Origin of the sequence: Clostridium fessum, assembly GCF_003024715.1 — a bacterium.
GTDB lineage: Bacteria > Bacillota > Clostridia > Lachnospirales > Lachnospiraceae > Otoolea > Otoolea fessa.
On record NZ_PYLO01000001.1, the window covers coordinates 744,915 to 763,940 of the forward strand.

General features: G+C 49.5%; 14 protein-coding genes. 3 read left to right on the forward strand and 11 right to left on the reverse strand.

Translation table 11 applies throughout. From position 1 onward, the window contains the following. Positions 1 to 208 precede the first annotated feature (208 nt). Positions 209 to 1,285, reverse strand: coding sequence for a TRAP transporter substrate-binding protein DctP (gene dctP, locus C7U56_RS03445; RefSeq protein WP_107000141.1), 1,077 nt, complete (start codon positions 1,283 to 1,285; stop codon positions 209 to 211). 454 nt (positions 1,286 to 1,739) lie between these two features. On the opposite strand from dctP, the gene C7U56_RS03450 reads away from it, so the two are divergent. After that, entirely contained in the window at positions 1,740 to 2,342 is a 603-nt protein-coding gene (locus C7U56_RS03450) for a YcxB family protein (protein ID WP_181357155.1), read from the forward strand. Positions 2,343 to 2,531: 189 nt separating this feature from the next. Here the strand turns inward: C7U56_RS03450 and C7U56_RS03455 are convergent, their stop codons facing one another. The 9 genes from C7U56_RS03455 to C7U56_RS03495 all read right to left on the reverse strand — a co-directional run bounded on the left by C7U56_RS03455 (position 2,532) and on the right by C7U56_RS03495 (position 14,644). Continuing rightward, the gene (locus C7U56_RS03455) at positions 2,532 to 3,938 is read right to left on the reverse strand and encodes an FAD-binding oxidoreductase (protein ID WP_107000143.1); all 1,407 of its coding nucleotides are present in this window, start codon (positions 3,936 to 3,938) and stop codon (positions 2,532 to 2,534) included. A 28-nt stretch (positions 3,939 to 3,966) separates the two neighbouring features. Continuing rightward, entirely contained in the window at positions 3,967 to 5,154 is a 1,188-nt protein-coding gene (locus C7U56_RS03460) for an electron transfer flavoprotein subunit alpha (protein WP_107000144.1), read from the reverse strand. A gap of 11 nt (positions 5,155 to 5,165) precedes the next feature. Further along, positions 5,166 to 5,954, reverse strand: coding sequence for an electron transfer flavoprotein subunit beta/FixA family protein (locus tag C7U56_RS03465; RefSeq protein WP_022359830.1), 789 nt, complete (start codon positions 5,952 to 5,954; stop codon positions 5,166 to 5,168). Positions 5,955 to 6,135: 181 nt separating this feature from the next. Continuing rightward, on the reverse strand, positions 6,136 to 6,840 hold the full coding sequence (locus C7U56_RS03470; RefSeq protein ID WP_107000145.1) for a FadR/GntR family transcriptional regulator: 705 nt from the start codon (positions 6,838 to 6,840) through the stop codon (positions 6,136 to 6,138). Positions 6,841 to 6,914: 74 nt separating this feature from the next. Next, positions 6,915 to 8,192 carry a Wadjet anti-phage system protein JetD domain-containing protein gene (locus C7U56_RS03475; protein ID WP_107000146.1) on the reverse strand — a complete coding sequence of 426 codons (1,278 nt, stop codon included), beginning with the start codon at positions 8,190 to 8,192 and terminating at the stop codon, positions 6,915 to 6,917. 16 nt (positions 8,193 to 8,208) lie between these two features. Continuing rightward, on the reverse strand, positions 8,209 to 11,469 hold the full coding sequence (locus tag C7U56_RS03480; RefSeq protein WP_107000147.1) for an ATP-binding protein: 3,261 nt from the start codon (positions 11,467 to 11,469) through the stop codon (positions 8,209 to 8,211). Next, entirely contained in the window at positions 11,444 to 12,130 is a 687-nt protein-coding gene (locus C7U56_RS03485; protein ID WP_022359826.1) for a DUF4194 domain-containing protein, read from the reverse strand. Before C7U56_RS03485 ends, C7U56_RS03480 begins: the two co-directional genes overlap by 26 nt. Before the next feature lie 3 nt (positions 12,131 to 12,133). Continuing rightward, complete coding sequence (locus C7U56_RS03490) at positions 12,134 to 13,549, reverse strand: Wadjet anti-phage system protein JetA family protein (protein ID WP_107000148.1); 1,416 nt, start codon at positions 13,547 to 13,549, stop codon at positions 12,134 to 12,136. A gap of 192 nt (positions 13,550 to 13,741) precedes the next feature. After that, complete coding sequence (locus C7U56_RS03495; RefSeq protein WP_107000149.1) at positions 13,742 to 14,644, reverse strand: LysR family transcriptional regulator; 903 nt, start codon at positions 14,642 to 14,644, stop codon at positions 13,742 to 13,744. Between the two features lie 275 nt (positions 14,645 to 14,919). Here C7U56_RS03495 and brnQ point away from each other — a divergent pair, with 275 nt between their 5' ends. Then, the gene (gene brnQ, locus C7U56_RS03500; RefSeq protein WP_107000150.1) at positions 14,920 to 16,305 is read left to right on the forward strand and encodes a branched-chain amino acid transport system II carrier protein; all 1,386 of its coding nucleotides are present in this window, start codon (positions 14,920 to 14,922) and stop codon (positions 16,303 to 16,305) included. Positions 16,306 to 16,333: 28 nt separating this feature from the next. Then, positions 16,334 to 17,350, forward strand: a complete 1,017-nt coding sequence (locus tag C7U56_RS03505; protein WP_107000151.1) for an ABC transporter substrate-binding protein — start codon at positions 16,334 to 16,336, stop codon at positions 17,348 to 17,350. Positions 17,351 to 17,540: 190 nt separating this feature from the next. On the opposite strand, the gene C7U56_RS03510 is transcribed toward C7U56_RS03505, so the two are convergent. Beyond that, positions 17,541 to 18,968, reverse strand: a complete 1,428-nt coding sequence (locus C7U56_RS03510) for a D-alanyl-D-alanine carboxypeptidase family protein (protein WP_233430168.1) — start codon at positions 18,966 to 18,968, stop codon at positions 17,541 to 17,543. Positions 18,969 to 19,026: the final 58 nt, after the last annotated feature.

Genomic DNA, 19,026 nt, shown 5'->3' on the forward strand with positions numbered 1-19,026 from the left:
AAATGCGCAGACCTACTGAACAGTTACCAGCAGTTTCATATTTCCGGCACTATACGTTTGTCGGAAGTCTGCCCGGACCTCAGACAATCTTCTTTGTTCTGACAGCCCGGGCAGATATACTTTCTTCTCCGCAGCGGTTCTGATAACCGTTACGTTTTACCATTTCATAATTGCTTTAAAATACTGTATTTGTTCGGAACAATCTACATTATTCGTTCTTTGCACGGTAGTCATTCAGGAAATCAACCAGTTTCTGATGAAGTTCCGGATCTGCGCCGTACTCGTCTACGATCCAGTCATAAACCGGAGCACAAGCCTCTGTGAATGCGTCAATATCTACATCGTTCCACTCAACGCCTTTGTCTTTCAGGAACTCGATCATGGAAGCTTCGTCGTTCTCAGCATTTTCCTGCTCCCACTTACCAGCTTCTACACAGCACTCATCCAGGATGTTTCTCCATTTTTCCGGGATGGACTGATATACGTCCTCAGCCATGAATAACCAACGGGTTGCGATGAAGTGGTTCGTGTTTGCAACTTTCTTGGTGTACTCATAAGCACCTGTATCCTTCAGAGTGGAGATGGAACCTTCGAAACCATCAACAACACCACTGGACATAGCAGATAAGCACTCCGTAAAGCTCATTGCAGACGGGGTAGCACCCAGACAGGTAATCGTCTTAACAAACAGCGGAGACTCGGTCGAACGCATGATCAGACCATTTAAGTCAGCCGGTTTCTCAACTACCTTGTTCGTACATACGCTTCTGAATCCGAACGAATAATGTGTATCCAGAACGTGGATGTTGTGCTCGCTTGCCAGTTTTGCATTCAGATCTTTTACAATATCAGAATCCATCACTGCATTATACTCTGCATTGTTCTTGTAAAGCATCGGTCCAACTAATACGTTGTAATCGCCGATGTAATCAGCAAAGTAGGACGGCTCCTCCAGACCCATCCAGACAGCGCCGTTGTGTGCCTGTGCTACAGACTCCGCATAGCAGTCAAGCTGGTTCTGTCCGTAATACTCCAGAGTGATATGACCATCGGTCTTCTCTTTTACCAGGTCTGCCAGATATTCGCTGGCTTTGTAGTTCCACTCTGCCGGCTGGAATACGTTGGAAAACTTGATGGTGATGTAGTAATCATCTGCAGATGCCTCGTCACCTGCTGCCGTTCCTGCGTCTGCTGCCTTTGTGTCAGTCTTTGCGCCGCTACCGCCGCAGGCCGCCAGGCTCATCGCCATCGTCGCTGCCAGTACTACTGATAATACTTTTCTCATACGTTTTCTCTCCTTTTTCTTAACCTCCCCCAGTCATCTTTCTGACCGGTTCATCAACAGTTTCTACTACTTTCTAAATAAATTACCATTTCAGCATTTAGGCAAAAAAATAGCATCATTTTTAAAAAACAGTCTTTTCCAGCTGTTTCTAACCATGGCGCATCTCTTCGTCTCTGCTTTTGGTCCTTTATTCATCTTTTACCTAATTTTAACACTTATTTTACGATTAGGCAAGCTATTTTGTCGAAATTATATAATTTTTCTCGATTTTAGTCGATTTTTATGTGATATTTTTGTAACAATCTTGTTTATTTTTTATCAACATTACAGATTTAACAGATCCAGTTGCGGAAACAGGGAAGAAACAGTATACTACTTCTTAAGATATTTTCTATGCTTCTATATACTGTTTTTATATAGGTGATGATTGATTTTTTATATGAAAGGGCTTACCATGATTTACTATAAGATAGAAATGCACCACAACGAAAAAACCTTCGAATCCCTGTCCCGGATGCAGTACGATCTCTTCTGCGCTTCCAACCGGATCACGCGGACAATTTTAAGCATCCTGTTCATCGCCGGAGGTATCATCAATCTAAGCGAGTGGTGGGGCATCCTCTTAGCCGCCTACGGCTGCTATCTGACGACCAGCACCTACAGCTCCGCCAACCACACCGCCCACAAGCTCGCCGAACAGATCAAAAAAAGCGGCATGCCGTTCCCGGCGTCCCGCTATGAATTCCGTGAAAATCATCTGGAAGTCTATTCTCTTCCGAAAAACACCCGCGAAAGCACACTGGCTTACAATGAATTTGAAAAGCTGGGTGAGGACCGCGATTATTTCTATCTGTTCCGCGATTCCTACGGCGGGTATATGGTGCCGAAAAAGGGGATTGACGCAAGCGCGGGGTCCCGTTCAAATTCGGATGAGAGCCAGAATTTGAAAGCAATTGGCGCGTTTCGGGAATTTTTGGAAAATAAGAGTGGGAAACGGATTTACAGGAAGGCGATTCCGCTGGTTCGGGTGATGCAGGCGTTGAAGAAGAAAAGATAGGTCGATAGATATAAACTATAAAATAGTTCAACCACTCTAAAAAGCCACGATTTGAACTCTTTGATTCAGATCGTGGCTTTCTCAAAAAACTGCTGTTCTATTCTGTTTTTCTGCCAAAAATATTCTGCAGTTCCTAGAATCAGCCTTACCGCGTGGTGCTCAAAAAAATATCAATGCAGTTATTTTCTTCTATCTCTGCGCCACCTTATGCGGATTCAGAATATTCTTCGGATCAAACACTTTCTTGATTCCGTTCATCAGATCCAGGTTCTTCTCCGGCAGGGATTCTCTTAAATACGGCTTTTTCGCATATCCGATGCCGTGCTCGCCGGACACCTGACCTTCGAGTTCATGGGCCTTCTGATAGATCTTCTCCATTGCAGCAGACATCCGTTTTTCCCACTCTTCATCACTCAAATCGTCTTTCAGGATGTAGGCGTGCAGATTTCCGTCGCCCGCATGACCGAAGCTCTTGATTCGGATATCAATTTCATTGTGGAGATCGTGCAGATACGTCACCATCTCATTGACGCGGCTTCTCGGAACAACCATATCGACCTCATCCATGTAAGTCGTGGATCCCTTGATTGCCTCCAGGAAAGCGCCTCTGGCTTTCCAGATGGATTCCTCACGCTCCTGGGTATCGGAAATCAGCACGTCCAGTGCGCCCTGTTCCAGGCAGAGTTTGGCCACCTTGTCATACGCTTCTTCGATCTCCTGGGTGGAATTACCATCAAATTTCAAAAGCAGATACGCATCCGACTGTTTATCCGGGAACGCTTTTCCTAAATACTCCTCGGCGTCTTCAATAACTTCCCGCTGCATGAACTCGATCGCGGTCGGGATCGTCTTAGATTTGATGATAACCGGGACGGTGTCGATCGCCTGTTTCAGGGTCGGGAACGGGATCAGAAGGCTGATGACACGCTTCGGAAGCGGCAGAAGCTTTAAGATCGCCTTGGTAATAAAGCCAAGAGTTCCCTCGGAACCAATAATCAGATCTTTCAAGTCATAGCCTGAACTATTCTTTACGACTTTGCCTCCAAACTGAGTGATCGTGCCATCCGGCAGAACCACTTCCAGCCCCATGACATAGTCTCTCGTCACACCGTATTTGACCGCACGCATACCGCCCGCATTCGTGCTGATGTTGCCGCCGATGGTCGCTGATTTCTCACCCGGATCCGGCGGGTAGAAGAAATCGTGATCTTCTACATAGGCGGACAATTCCATCAAAAGGACGCCCGGTTCCACCGTGACCGTCAGGTTTTCCTCATCCAATTCGAGAATCTGGTTCATCAGGGTGGTATCGATCATGATGCCATGTTCCATCGGAACCGAAGAACCAACCAGACCCGTTCCGGCGCCCCTCGGTGTCACCGGAATCGTATTTTCGTATGCATATTTCATGATCGCCGCGATCTCTTCGGCTGATTTTGCCTTTACCACCACATCCGGATAACTGCTGGTGCCGCTCAGCTCATCGTGGCTGTACTCTTCGTTGATATTTTCACCTACGAGGACACGCTCGTCATCCTGAATTGTGTTTTTTATATATAAAATATCATCTTTATCTATTTTCTTGTAATTTCCCATGATATCCTGCTCTCCTTCCTGTGAATCTTTATCTTCCCATCTCAATCTTCTCAATCAGTCTCGGGAGAATCTCATAGAGATCACCAGTCAGGCAGTAATGTGCCGTCTTGAAAATCGGCGCTTTCGGATCTTTATTGATCGCGACGATCGTCTCCGCGTGATTCATGCCGGCAGTAAACTGGACCGCACCGGACACGCCGCAGGTGATGATGAGTTTTGGGCGGACCGTACGGCCACTCAGACCGATCTGGCACTTGGCATCCAGCCATCCGGCTTCCACCATCGGACGGGTGCAGGCAAGCTGACCTCCCAGCAGATCTGCCAGTTTTTCCAGCATTTTCAAATCTTCCGGCTTCTTCACGCCTCGTCCGGCTACCACCAGGACGTCAGCATTTTCGATAAAGGTTTCCTTCGGCTTTTCTACGATATCCAGAACCCTCACGTGGGAAAGTAGTTTTTCCTTCTCAATTGTACAGACCACAATCTCACCGCTCTCTTTCTCGGCACGCTCCGGTGCGTTCATGATCTTATAGCGCACGGTCGCCATCTGCGGACGGTGGTTCGGGGTCTTGATGTGCGCCATGATATTGCCGCCAAAAGCCGGTCGGATCTGGGATAAATCAGTATTTTCATCCATTTCCAGGATCGTACAATCCGCGGTCAGACCTGTCTTCATACGGGCAGCCACACGCGGCGCCAGCTGTCTGCCGACCGTGGTCGCACCGACGAGAATAGACGATGGTTTTACTGTCTGGATGAAGTTTTCAAAAACTGCCGTGTACGGCTCGATCTGGAAACGTGCCAGTTCCGGTGCATCATAGACGAATACTTTATCTACATTATAATGAAGCAGTTCGTGTGCAGCCGCTTCGATTTCATTTCCCATAAACAGGGCGTAAACCGGATGTCCCGTTACCTTGGAAAGTTCTCTCGCTTTTCCAAGAAGCTCCAATGTAACCGGATGCACCTTTCCATCCACGTGATCTACGTAAACGGCAATGCCCTTCCATGCACTCTTATCGACGCTCGGTTTTACCGCGTCTTCTACATATTCAACCGCGCCCTTCGGACCTTTTCTCACGCAGAGACGGCACATTTTACAGGCGGCGCTGATCGTCACCTTTCCGTCTTTTTCTTCCATCGCCCCGAACGGACAGAGCTTGATAAGTTCCTGATTATCCGGGATTTTGTCCTGATGTATGATTAACTCAGCCATGATTCCACCTCCTACACGAATTTCATATCCACGATCTTCTGATACAGCCGGTCCGCCAGCTCTTCGCCGCTTCCGTCCCACATTTCCTTTTTGTCATTGACAGCCGGTGGGAAAATGCGCTGAACCTGCGTCGGGGAACCATTGAGTCCATAGTGCATCGCGTCTTTATCATCCATATCCGCCAAGGAAAGAATCCGGATTTCACGGTCTTTCGTGTTCATTTTCCGGACATACGAAGGAAGTCTTGGCTGGAAAATATCCTTGTCAACGGCTAAGAGACACGGGAACTGCACTTTCGCCACCTCGACCTCTTCCGGCAGATCCATGCTGACGGTGATGCCGTCCTCATCAATCTGATTGATCTTGACAACATCTGCCACGCTCGGGATATTCAGCCACTCGGAGATCTCCGGACCAACCTGCGCGGTGTCGCCGTCCGTTGTCTGTTTGCCGCAGAGGATCAGGTCAAAATCGCCGCAGCTCTTGATGCCCTGCGCAAGTGTATAGCTGGTCGCCAGTACATCCGCACCGCCAAATTTGCGATCCGATAAAAGCGTTCCGCCGTCCGCGCCCATCGCAAATGCCTCGCGGATCACCTGCTGCGCCTGCGGCGGTCCCATGGAAATGACGTGAACACTTCCGCCCACTTCTTCCCGGATCCGGAACGCCGTCTCCAGCGCGTACAGATCGTATGGGTTCATCTTCGAAGCCGCGCCGTCTCGTTTCAGCACGCCGGTAACCGGATCGACTTCTACTTTATTGCTTTCCGGTACCTGTTTGATACAGACAAGAATCTTCATTCTGTTTCCTCCTTCATATGGATGCTTTGTAAAAATCTTTAAATGATGGATGTAAAGAATTTTTAATCCGCATATTGGTTCTACCAATTTATTGAAAAGAAAAAGAATTTTGGTAGAACCAATTTTCTTTATTCGTTAGTATAGTGGGCTGCGTTCTAGTTGTCAACGATTGTTTATCTTTTCACATAGAATGTGTTTTTTCATGTTTTTCCAAAATTTCATCTATCATCCGGAAATGCCGGTCCAGTGCATCCTTCCCCGCTGCATTATCTTTGTTCCGCAGCGCTTCCGCAATCTGCCGGTGACAGAGATTCAGTGCTTCTTTCGCCTCTTTTGTTCGCAGAATTTCCGCGCGCATATTCCGGATGAAGGTATCGATCACGCCGGAACACGCCTCTAAAATATTGAGCAGCAGCACATTTCCCGACGCCAGCGCCAGTGTAAAATGGATCTGTTTGTCAATCCGGGCGTTTTCCTGCTCGTCCATGCTCCGGTCAAGACGCTTTACCAGTTCTTCCAGCGCGTCCATCTGGCTCTCCGACGCATGTTCAACCGCCAGGGCAAACGCCTGCTGTTCCAGCGCATAGCGGATCTGGCTGATCTGCTGATAATTAATCTGGGACATAGCAAACATCATCCCCATCGTCTCCGCAATGCTTTTCTGAAATTCACAAGTGATGTAATTCCCCGAGCCCTGCTGGGAGGAAATCACTCCCGTCATATCCATGATCCGCAGCGCTTCCCGGACGGAATTGCGGCTGACTTCCAGCATCTGCGCAATCTCCCGCTCCGGAGGAAGCTTCTCCCCCGGACGCAGCTCGCCCGCCATGATGCGGTTCTTGAAATATTCGATGACGCCTTTGTAGGCTTTTTCCTGTTTTTCCATAGACGCTGCATTCCTTTCACTTTGTCTTTATCATATCATATATAAAAATCCGGATTGAACCGAAAAGATTCTTTTTACAGAAAGCTCTCCAATCTCGTCTCCTGCCAGCTTATAATCTCCTGCTCCAATTTACAGTTGTGCTCCAACATATACCGCAATATTCCCGCATAGCTGCTGCCCTGTTTTATCATCGCTTCCGCCTTCGTCCGATCGGGTGCTTCCAATGGCTTCGCATATGTCTGAAACTGCTGCAATTCCTGCACGCCCATCGCGCACAGCTGAAACGGCAGTCCCGTCTTTCGGATCAGATGTCCCGCGATCGCCAGACCGTCTGGATCGAGATCTCCAAAATGATACCAGGAAAGTCCCGGATTTTCTCTGGCGATCCGCTGCAAAAGCGCCTGTTTCGTGCGGGTATGGTAACCACTCAGAAACAGGTAAAATATATGTTCCCGCTCCAGCCGATGAAACGAGGTCAGATTTTCCACCGTCATCAGCGCCGCATCCCGGATGTGGATGCTTTTTGCCTTCTGGAATGTCTCAAAAGGGATCGACATCGGCAGATCGTGATAAATCCGAAGTTCGCGTCCATCTTCAAGGCAGATCCGCGCATCCCCTTTCAGATAGATATACGCCGGATTGGAATAAATGTAAAATTCCTCCAGAAGCGCCGTCTGCCGCTCCCGTTCTTCTTCCAGCTCCGCAAGCGGTTCATCATACCGTCCTGTGTGCTCCAAAATCCCACACACCTTTTTCCGATATATCTTTTCCCACTGTTTACTGTCATGCAGAACTGCCTCTGACATTTCCCGCTCCAGCGTAGTTCTCTGCTTTTCCTGATTTTCTTTTAAAAATTGCACCAGCTTCCAGATAGCTTCTGCCTCGGTTATCTCTTTTTCTACCTTCTTTTCATCCAGCTTTCTCGCACGGCTGTTTTTCAGTGTCTGAAGCTTTTCTTTTCCATATGCCTCCAATAAATCGCATTGGCAGAAGCGATGATAAACCTCTTCCAGCCGTTTTTTTAGAATATTCTTTTCTGTCCGGTTCAGGCAGGCATAGTAATCTTCCCAGCGTTCCGGGACAGCACAGATCTGACGGAGAATACCCGTATTCGGAGGAACTACATGAATAAGTCCCTCCGATTCCATCTGACGGATCAGTCGTTCAAATTCTTTTTCCTGGAAAAGCTGTTCCGGCGGGAGAAAATCTTTGTTGTAGCCCTTGAAAATATCGGATGGTTTGACCGAAAACACTTGTTTTACCTTGTTTTCACCGGCGTAGGTGACGCTTTTTTCGTATTGATCCAGCAATTTACTTAAAAGCTGTTCTTTCCACTCTTTCCGATCCGCCATTTTTTCTCCTCGTTTCCTATGCCTGCTTCACCAATCCTTCTACCGCATTCGTATACCGTCCTGTCACGATCAGGCTGACGGTTGAATCGATGAACTGACCGATACTGTTGATCTTCTCCGGCGGGGCTGCATAGAATACCTGGAAGTGATTTTCTTCGAAATAACGGACCATCTGCTCGATCCGCTCTCTCGACAATGCCGAGAATGCCTCGTCGATGAATGCCAGACGGGCGCAGCAGGTGTTTGCCGGGTAGCACTGCAAAAGACTCGCCGCCAGAATGATGAAATATGGGGTCTGCTTTTCGCCGTTGCTGGCGGAACCCTGTTTTTTTGATAACTCTGCCGTGATCTCAGTCTGTCCCTGACGGCTGCTGATCTCCATATCGTAAGAGAAATATCTCCTGTAATCCGTGTATTCCCACTCATCTTCTTCCGCCAGAATGATACTCATAAACTCCTGAATATCATTCTCCATCTCCTCGTCGTCGCGCGCCGAATTCATATAGACCTGCGGGGAACTCATATATTTTTCCAGACGCCTGCAGATGCGGAAGAAGAGAGCGCGGTCTGGCTTTTCTTTCATCACAAACTTGTAGGTATCGTTGCCAAACGGCATATGGCGCAGTTCGCGGTTGATCGCGTCCATCTCACGTTTTGCCTCGCGGACATTCTCGTCAATCTCCGCCACGAAATCGTTCATAAACGCGCTCTCCAGTCGTCCTGCCTGCTCCTGCAGCTTCTGCTGGGCTTCCTCCACCTTGACGTGCGCCAGGTTCCGGTATTCTTCCCGGTACCACGGGATGTAACCGATGCCGCGCTTTCCGACGTCGATTCCCGCCAGGCGGCAATACGCCAGCTGTGCGTCCTCCAGCTGGCGCTCCCGCTCTGCCAGCATATTTTTGCTCTTGTCGATGGAAAGCTGTGTCGTCACGCGGATCGTGCCGCGCTTCTCGCTTTCGCGGTTATATTCCTCCAGCATCGCCTCTTTGAGTTCCATGTTGACAAGGCATTTTTCCTCATATGCCTTCTGGCATAAATAGATCTCCGTGCTGATACGGCCCAGTGTTCCTTCGCAGCCCTTTAAATCATTCTTACAGCCGCCGAGCTCACTCTGGTTCTGGTTCACACTCTCATTTGCCTCGCGTGCCAGCCGTCCCGCCGTCTCCAGTTCTTTCAGGACTGCGGTAAAGTCCGGATTTGCCTCGATCTCCTCGCGGTCCTTTACCAGGCTGTCCCTGCGCTTTTTGCAGTCCTTCAGCCCATATGCCGCGCCAAAATCGTAGTGTCCGCCGTCCCAGTCGATCTCCTTGATCGCATCACGGTATTTGATAACCTGTGAAAGTGCCTCTTTATCGGCCCGCTGAACCACCTGTAATTCTTCCAGTTCTTTTCTGGACTGTTCCAGCTGGCAGCGGATCGCGTCTGCGCCGAGACACAGCTCGGTCCGTCTCATATCCATCATCGCAACCGCATAGCTCTTCGCCAGCATGCCATCCCGCATGAGTCCGCCCTTCGGGTATTCATGCAGCTCTTCCAGATTTTCACAGAGATGAATGCCGTTTAACAGATAATTGGCGTAACGTCTCGCATAGACGTTCGGAATCCGCAGAATCTCCGCCGCGGAACCTTCCACCGCCTCTGTTTCCGGAAGCTTATCCGTGATCACGACATTTCCATCATAGATCCGCTCTTTCTGTAAAATCTGCATCGCCTTATGGCAGTGCGCGCCGTCCACGATGATATAGAAACGCTTTCTTCCCAGAAATGTCTCAACCGCCTTTCTCCACTCCGGAGCGGTCACCTCCTGGACCAATTCGGCAAAAATGTGGACCTCGGTCTGGATACCCTGTTTTTCTAACCCTCTCTGAATCTTATTCCGGGCATTTTCCACCTCCGCCGGGAACACAAGGATATTCGATTCCAGACGGCGGATCTTCTCCTGCAGCGCCCCTATCTCTTTTTCGCGCTCTTTACACTGATCCTGCAGGTGGATCTTATTTTCCTCATAGATGCCGTCCTGACGGTGCACCTTCTCGCGGAATGCGTCAAACGCCTCCCGCTTCTTCGCCGTCTCCCCATCCGCCTGTTCCAGTGTCTCCAGATAGGTGTTTTCCGAGGATAAGGACGGAAGATCTGCTTCCAGAAGCTTGATAAGCGCGCTTATCTTCTTCTTCAATTTCAAAATCTGCGCCAGCTTGTCCTCCCAGTTCTTTTTCTCACGATCCGCTTCCTCGATCTGCCGTTTCAGGGAATCCAGGCTTTCCTGCATTCCCTTGACCATATCGTTATTTTCTGCAATTCGCAGGCGTTCCTGTGCAGCTTCCTGCTGTCTTGCGAGCTCTCCCGCCCGCTCGGTCAGGCGCCCGTACTGGTCTTTTAAAGCCTGATAACGGTTTTTCGTCTGCTTTTCTTCCTCTTCCTTCTCCCGGAGCGCCTGGTACGAAAGCATCAGCTCCCGGATGCGGAGTACCCGCTTTTTCTTCTCGTATTCGTCACTCTGGCGAAGCACCTCTTCGAGCTGGATTTTGCCCTGTCTGAGACTCTCATAGAGTTCCCGCAGGCGCTCAAACTGGCGCTTCTGCTCGCGCAGTTCCTCCAGCGACTGGACTTTTCCCGGTTCCAGGACACAGTCCTGAATAAACTGGTCGATATTATTTTCCGGGTTAAATGCCATCATTTTCAGAAGCTTTGTCCGGTATTTAACTGCGTCCACGCGGAGTCCCAGTGCCCGGAGTACCGCCTCCGTGCCGCGGTCCCGTCCCATAAAAGAGGAAAGCTTCATCGCCTCGCCATTCACTGTCAGCTCATTTTTCGGCGTAATGCGGAGTGCATTTCCCTCAATCCGTGTAAAATCGATATCGTCAATCGCCGCCCCTGGACAGATAAACCAGCTGCTGACCGGCTTGCCAGACTCACTTGGAGACTCAATGCATACTCCGACCGTGAGCGGCTGCCCCAGCGTCGGATCGGAAAATTCCATCGCAATATAGCTGACAACGCTGCCATTTCTCAAATAACGCGCCTCGCCATTACTGCGCGTGTCGCCGCGCACATAACCAAGCACCGTCCGGTCTCGGTCCTTCGCCGCCTTGTTAAACTGCGTGTTGCCCGTCAGGAGATAGGTCATCGCATCAAGCACCGTCGATTTTCCGCTTCCGTTGACACCGGTCACCAGGGTCGAACCTTCCAGCTCGATACAGACATTCTGGAAACGCGACCACTGGACCATCAAAAGTTTTTTCGCCGATTTCCTATTCATGATCGTCTGATTCTTCATCGCCGTCTTCCTCCTCTTTTGTCAGCTCCGTTTCCCATTCGTCCTCACGGCTCCACTTTTCCTGCATCCGCCGGTTGACATTTTCCACAAATTTGCCAAACTCCTGTGGTTCCAGCACAAACTGCATCGACGGATAAAGACAGATCCGGCAGTCCTCCTCGCCGAGCTTTCCAATCACCTGCAGAAGCTGATATTTAGTAAACAGCGTCAGAATCGATGCAAAACTGCTCTTGTCAATCTGATCCCGAATGCCGTATTTTTCCATCTCATAGCGCAGATCGGTCACCGAAATCTCAATATTTTTCGAAAGATTTCCAGAACGCACCCGGTCCGCATAGAGAGTCCAGAGGCAGCATAAAACCACACTCTCCATCTTTTTGAGTGTCACATGGTTGATCTGCAGTTTTCCATTCTCGCCGAGATCCCGGCAGTTCTGCAGCATAATCACGCCATTTTCCCGGTCAATTACAATATCATATCCGATATATCCCAGGTACGCTGAAAATGGTTCCGAACGCTTGGAGACAAAATAGTACGCTTTTTTGCTGTCCTCGTCACGGTCGCGCACGATAAAGGTCTGCTTCAGAAGACGCCTGACACTTTTCTGGAACATGTCCTTCTCAGAGGATGTATATTCATTCCATATTTCTTCAAATCCCATGTTTTATTTCTCCTTCCGGCGTTCGATTTTAAAGCGCCGCAGAAGCATCTGCTGCGTTTCCAGATAACCATCCTCCGCCTGTATCTCATACCCATTTTCCGAACCATAGGCAACCGCCGAGAGCGCGCTTAAAAGATCCCGCTTGCTCTTCATCGGAACCTCCTCGCTGGATATCTCCGTCCGATCTCCTAAAAGCGCCTCCAGATAATTCTTCATCTTATCCTTCGAATACGGGTTCTCTGCCTCCCTCTCCTGTGCCTCCCTCGCACGATCGATGTCCTCCTGTGTCATTTCTTCCAGCTTTGCATAGGTTGCCTCGCGGATCATCTGCTCCCGTCGCGGATAGCGGATCGAGTCGGTATCGATAAACTCATTATTTTCCAGCAAAAACAACCCGTTCATCGACTCCGGCAGTTCTTCCTTCCAACCGAGTGTGTTCATCTCCGCCGCAATCACGCGGATCGTCTGCTCGACATGCCCGCGCACATCGCTGTCCCGGTTTTGAAGAAATCTCGCGCGTCCAATCGCAATCTGTAAATAGATATTAATTTTATGCTTGATATCCCGCATGATCTGGTCGTAATCGACTGAGAAAAACTGCAGAATCGTCTGGATCATATCCAGCACCTTATTCTCCGCCTCAATGTGTTCCAGTTCTTCTTCCTTCGCGCATCCCGCCACCAGGCCCTCAAACAGCTCCTGCCGGTTCTGCATCGCTTCCAGCTTTGACCGGATAAAGGAACGGTACATATGAATATTCTGCTGTTTTGTCAGACGCGCGTACTCGCGGATAAAATCGCCCTCACAGTATTCGAGGACGTTCTCGGTCAGACTTTCCAGGCTTTCCTCGCGCACCATCCGCTCGATGATTTTTTTGATAAAGGTCGCCAGGCGCTTGAGCGCACCGGAGAGCTGTTTCGCGTTGCGGTAGACCGAGCGCAGCGCATTGACATAGATATCCGGTTCCCACTGGTCGGGATTCTGCAAAATATTATAAATATTGAAAATATAACTTGAAAATTCTTCCCACTCCGGCTTCATCATCTTCTGGAGAAATTCTGCCAGAAAGACGCCCTGCTCCGTCATCATGATATGCTTCTCATACGTCGCATCGTCCGTGTCCTCCTCCAGCCATCCGACCTCTTTCGAGCAGAATTTGCGGATCACGGAATTGGCAAGCTGGTTGTAATTCCGGTCGGTTGTCATCTCATCGTCCAAATAATCAATGTGATTCTCCAGAAGATAGATGGCAAGCGCATCCCGGATGCGGCTGCGGGCAATGCGGTAGGTGATCTCCCGGTCATACTCATGATAAATGAGCAGAAGACAGTCCGAATAAATGCGGTTGCTGCTGCCGCTTGCCAGGCAGTTGAAAAAGCCGATTGGGAGAGCGTCAAAAAGGTTTTTATTTATACTCACGGTGTATTCCTTCCATATATTTATCTGTATTTATGTTTCTGATTTTCCTGAATATTTCAATATCTGAAAACACCTAACTACCAGCTCTTCCAAAAAACGAAAAGCCGGCAGTCTCAGTCGTTTCTTCTTAATAATTATATACTCTATACCGGGAAAATGGCAAGGCTGGGACTGTTTGGACTTTGATTCCGGTTATTTCAAAGAGACGTTTCTTCCTTTATTTAACGTACTCACAAACTGCATCACACATTTCGTCAGCTTCGCAATGCTTTCACTTTCCTCCGCCCCCGGCTTCATACCCATTCCTATTTCCCGGATGCAGGTCGGGGAAACCGGAACGCAGTAGACATCTTCAGTATTTCCGCGGATCATCAGTTCAGACATCATTGAAATGCCCAGCCCTTTTCCCACCATGCGGATCACCGTCTCATCATCCACATAGACAGACTGCTCCTTTGCCCTGACTCCCTCTTTTGCAAATGCGGCGTGTACATCGATGTCAAACCGCCCGTACGGCATCAGGAAATCTTTTCCTTCAAATTCACGCAGCGGAAATTCTTTGCGCCCATTTAAGGGATACTGCTTTGGCAGAATTGCATACAAAAGTTCATGATACAGCGGAATCCACTCGCATTTCGGTTCTTTCTGTCTGCTCGCAAAAATGACATCCGTCTTTCCGCTCTGTAATAATTCAAATGGTTCCAGCGCATGATCGACCATGCGGAGATCAACGTCCACCTTCGGGCAGAGGCGGCGGAACCGGTATAAAATCTCCGGCATCCAGTACATCGCGATGCTCGCATATGCCGCCACACGGATCGACTCCTCCTGCTGTTCCCGCACCGCCTGAATTTTATTTTCCAGGGTGGCATTTGCCTGCAAAAACTGGCGGATATCCGGCAACAGGTTTTCTCCCGCCTCCGTCAGCGCGATGCCGCTGTAACTGCGGCGGATCAACGGAAATCCAATCTCCCGCTCCAGGCTGTCCACCAGATGGGTCAGCCCCGACTGCGTGTAGCCAACTACCTCGGATGCTTTCGAAAAACTTCCAAGATCTACCGCCGTCATCAATATTTCCAGTTTTTTGGCATCCATGCCGCACCTCCTTTTAGAATATTACATTTTGTCATATTTCTATTATAAACTAGATTTTCACAAACCACAAGGAAGGCTTTATAATGATGATTAGAAAAGAGTTTTCAATTGTTATTGTTCACGGGTAGGCACTTTTGGAACCGAAAGTGCCGTAAGAAAACGTGGTGGCAGCAGGAATTTGCCGTATTTAAATGTGAAGCCACGGCAAATTCCGTTACTGGACACGTATGCGTGAACAGTAACTTTCAATTTTCATGTAAAAGGAGTGAGCATCTATGACGCAGACCTGTCTTTCCCATAAGCAGCGGCTTTTAGTTGCCGGAACATTATTCGGCATGTTCTTCGGCGCCGGAAATCTGATTTTTCCGGTGCACCTCGGTCAGCTTGCCGGACGCCAGTTTCTCCCGGCAACGATTGGGTTTATTCTGACTGCCGTCGGCATTCCGATCCTGGGCGTTGCCGCAATCGGAAACACCCATTCGGAGGGACTTCAGGATCTGTCCCGCCGCGTCGGACGCAGATATAGCTATTTCTTTACCTGTCTGCTCTACCTGACAATCGGACCGTTTTTCGCTATTCCGCGGTGCGCTACGACCTCCTTTACCGCCGGAGTCAGACCTCTTTTAGGAACACAGCTTTCCGAACAGACTATGCTGTTTTTGTTTTCGCTGATCTTCTTTGCGCTGGTGTTTGTATTTTCCATTCGTCCAGGCAGCATCACGCTCTGGATCGGAAAAATCATCAATCCGCTGTTTCTTCTGTTTCTAGGTGTTCTGATTGTGACTGCCCTGCTTCATCCGAGCATCGCGGTTTCAGGGGCAGTTCCCGACGCCTCTTATCAGAATGGAGCTTTCTTTTCCGCGCTCTCCCAGGGCTATGAAACCATGGATGCGATTGCCGGGCTCGCATTCGGGATCGTGGTCGTTTCGGTTATCCGCCAGATGGGCGTGCAGGAAGATTCAGCCATTGCAAAAGAAGTTCTCCATTCCGGTATGCTGGCCGGGCTTCTGATGGCATTTATCTATCTGCTTACTATCCTGATTGGGGTACAGTCACTGGGACAGTTCGAACTTTCAGAAAACGGCGGCATTGCCCTCTCCCAGATTGCAAACTACTACCTTGGACGGATGGGAACCTGGATCCTCGCCATCGCGATCACCTTCGCCTGCCTCAAGACCTCCATCGGGCTTGTAACGAGCTGTGCGGAAACCTTTGTGAAACTGTTTCCCCATGCCCTTTCCTACCGTGCATGGGCGGTCGTTTTTACCCTTTTTTCACTCATTGTATCAAATGTGGGGCTGTCCGCTATCATCACTTACTCGGTTCCTGTTTTGATGCTGATTTATCCGCCAGCCATCACGCTGATTCTCCTGGCGCTGGTTGGAAATGCATTCCAGCATGACAAAAAAGTCTATGTCTGCGTTACCATCTGTACCTGGGCAGCTTCCATCTTTGACTTTTTAGCAGCTCTGCCGGACGAAATGCAGTCTGCTCTGCATCTGGAACCCGTCATCGCAGTTGCCAGACAGACGCTTCCGCTGTTTGATTTGAACCTCGGATGGATTCTGCCGTCGCTTGTCGGGCTTTGTATTGGACTTCTCCGGAGACGGAAAGAAAAGTCAGCAGACCACTCACACCTTCCTGTATTCCCCATATCTTAATAGTATGAACGAACCGCAGGAGGCAACCATGAAACGAAATAAATTTGCAGCTGCCCTGGCTGTGCTCACCCTGCTTACTACCCTGACCGGGTGTGGACAGGCGAAGGAGACGGGCGGGGCGCTTGAACCGGTCACACTCAATGAGGTAGCCCACTCGATTTTTTATGCGCCGCAGTACGCCGCCATCGAGCTGGGCTATTTTAAGGATGAGGGCATCGCTCTGACACTCGTAAACGGTGCCGGTGCCGACAAGGTTATGACCGCGCTCATCTCCGGGGACGCCGATATCGGATTTATGGGCTCAGAGGCAAGTATCTATGTCTACCAGGAAGGTTCCGCCGATTATGCCGTCAATTTTGCCCAGCTGACCCAGCGTGCCGGAAACTTCCTCGTTGGACGAAGCGCCGAACCAGACTTTTCCTGGCAGGATCTGAAAGGCAAAAAGGTGCTTGGCGGGCGTGCGGGTGGAATGCCGGAAATGGTCTTTGAGTATATTTTAAAGAAAAATGGCATCGATCCAAAAAATGACCTGACCATCGATCAGAGTATCAATTTCGGGCTGACAGCGGCGGCGTTTACGAGTAATGATGCGGATTACACGGTCGAGTTCGAGCCCTTCGCCACCACCCTTGAAACCGAAGGAAATGGCACCGTTGTTGCCTCGCTCGGCGTCGATTCCGGTTATGTCCCCTACACCGCCTACTGTGCAAAGCAGAGCTATCTAAATAGGCATCCGGAAATTATCCAGTCGTTCACGAATGCCATCCAGAAGGGCTTAGCTTACGTCAACTCCCACAGTGCGGATGAAATCGCCGAGACAATCCAACCTCAGTTTCCGGAAACAGACCGCGCGGCAATCGCCCACATTGTTGAACGCTACAAAGCGCAGGACACCTGGAAAAATGATACCATTTTCCACAGGGACAGCTTTGAGCTTCTGGAAAATATTCTGGAAGAAGCAGGTGAACTCAAGGAACGGATTCCTTATGAAAAACTGGTAACGACCACGTATTCTGAAAAAGCGGCTGGATTGCAGAATGAATAACTAGCAAAAAAGAATGTGCCTTGGCACATCCGGGCGTCTCGCGCGGTCGCTTGCGACAACCTACATCTTCGCGCGAGTGCGCATCATTGGCACGTTAGTGCCTTTTTGTGTAATAGGAAATTCCAAGGAATTTCCTATTACACAAAAAAGCTGTCATGTATCACTATTCAAACATGACAGCTCTTTATTTTTATGCCGCAAACACTCCCATTACCTTCTTAAAATAGTCCCATAGTCCCGCTTTCTCCACCGTTTCTGCCGCTTCTATCTCCACACTTCCCAATTCCCGTCCATCCAGCCGGTAGACCAGATGTCCGATCACATCACCTTCCCGAACCGGCGCTTTGCAGGATTCTTCCATCATCCACTCTTTTTCGATTCCATCCAGATTCTCTCCTCCCATCGAAAGGTAAGAAAAGGTTCCCCGCAGACGCCCTGCAACCTGTTCCTGGATGCCGCCTGCCACCGTCGTTTCCGGCACAGCTCCCGGATTGTCATCTTTGTAAAGATGACAATTTGCAAACCCATAATTTAATAATGTGACCGCATCCGCAAACCGCGCCTTATAATCCGGTGCTGCCAGAATGACGGCAATCAGATCAACGCCTTCTTTCCGCCCGGTTGCGGACAGACAATATTTTGCCAGCGATGTAGAACCTGTTTTCAGTCCCGTCACCTCAAAATTTGTCACCATTTTCAGCAGCTTATTCGTATTGGAAAGTCCAAATTCCTTCTCTCCCTGCTTGGTCCGGTGCGTTATATTTTCCATCCAGATCGTTGAATACTGAAAAATTTCCGGATACTTCGTGATCAATTCCCGCGACATGAGGGCAATGTCGCGCGCCGACATCGCGTGCGTCGTAGACGCCGTCAAACCGCAGCAATCCTCAAACTTTGCTGTCTCCATTCCAAGCCCTTTCGCCCGCTCGTTCATCATCGCAACAAATGTCTCCTCACTGCCGCCGATATACTCTGCCATTGCCACACTGGCATCATTTCCCGATGCAATGACGATGCACTTGATCAGCGTTTCGACCGTCTGTACCTCCCCTTCTTCCAAAAACACCTGGGATCCCCCCATGGATTTCGCATGCGCGCTGGTCGTGACCTCATCTTGCAAATGAATTTTTCCCGAATGTAACGCATCAAAAATCAGAAGCAGCGTCATAATCTTCGTCACGCTGGCTGGATTTCGCGCCTCGTCCGCATTTTTTTCGTACAAAATAGTTCCGGTGGAGGCCTCCATAAGGATCGCCTCCGGTGCCTGGACGGGAAGCTCAGCGGCATTTTCTGCTGCCTGCGCTGTCTCTGCGGTTACTGAAACGGGAATCCACAGTTCCTCCGCGTAAGATGTGAGCATACCACTTCCCCCCAATTTACCAATTCCAAGCTGTATGCCTGACACACATTCTCCCATCGTAAGCACAACCGCTACACCAATCGCTGCCAGCCCTCTCCAAGCATTTCTGTTTAAATACTCTCTTCTCCTGTCTCTGCTCCCTTCGTCCCAACACATACATTCATTTTCCCGAAGCAGCTTCTTTTTCACAAACCAACACCATTTTTCCACACGCTTCCATTTCAAATACCACGCCTCCCTGCATGATACATTTTTCATTCATATCTTCCTCCGTCTGCACATACTCTCTTCTCAAGATATGGCATATCCGCCCGTC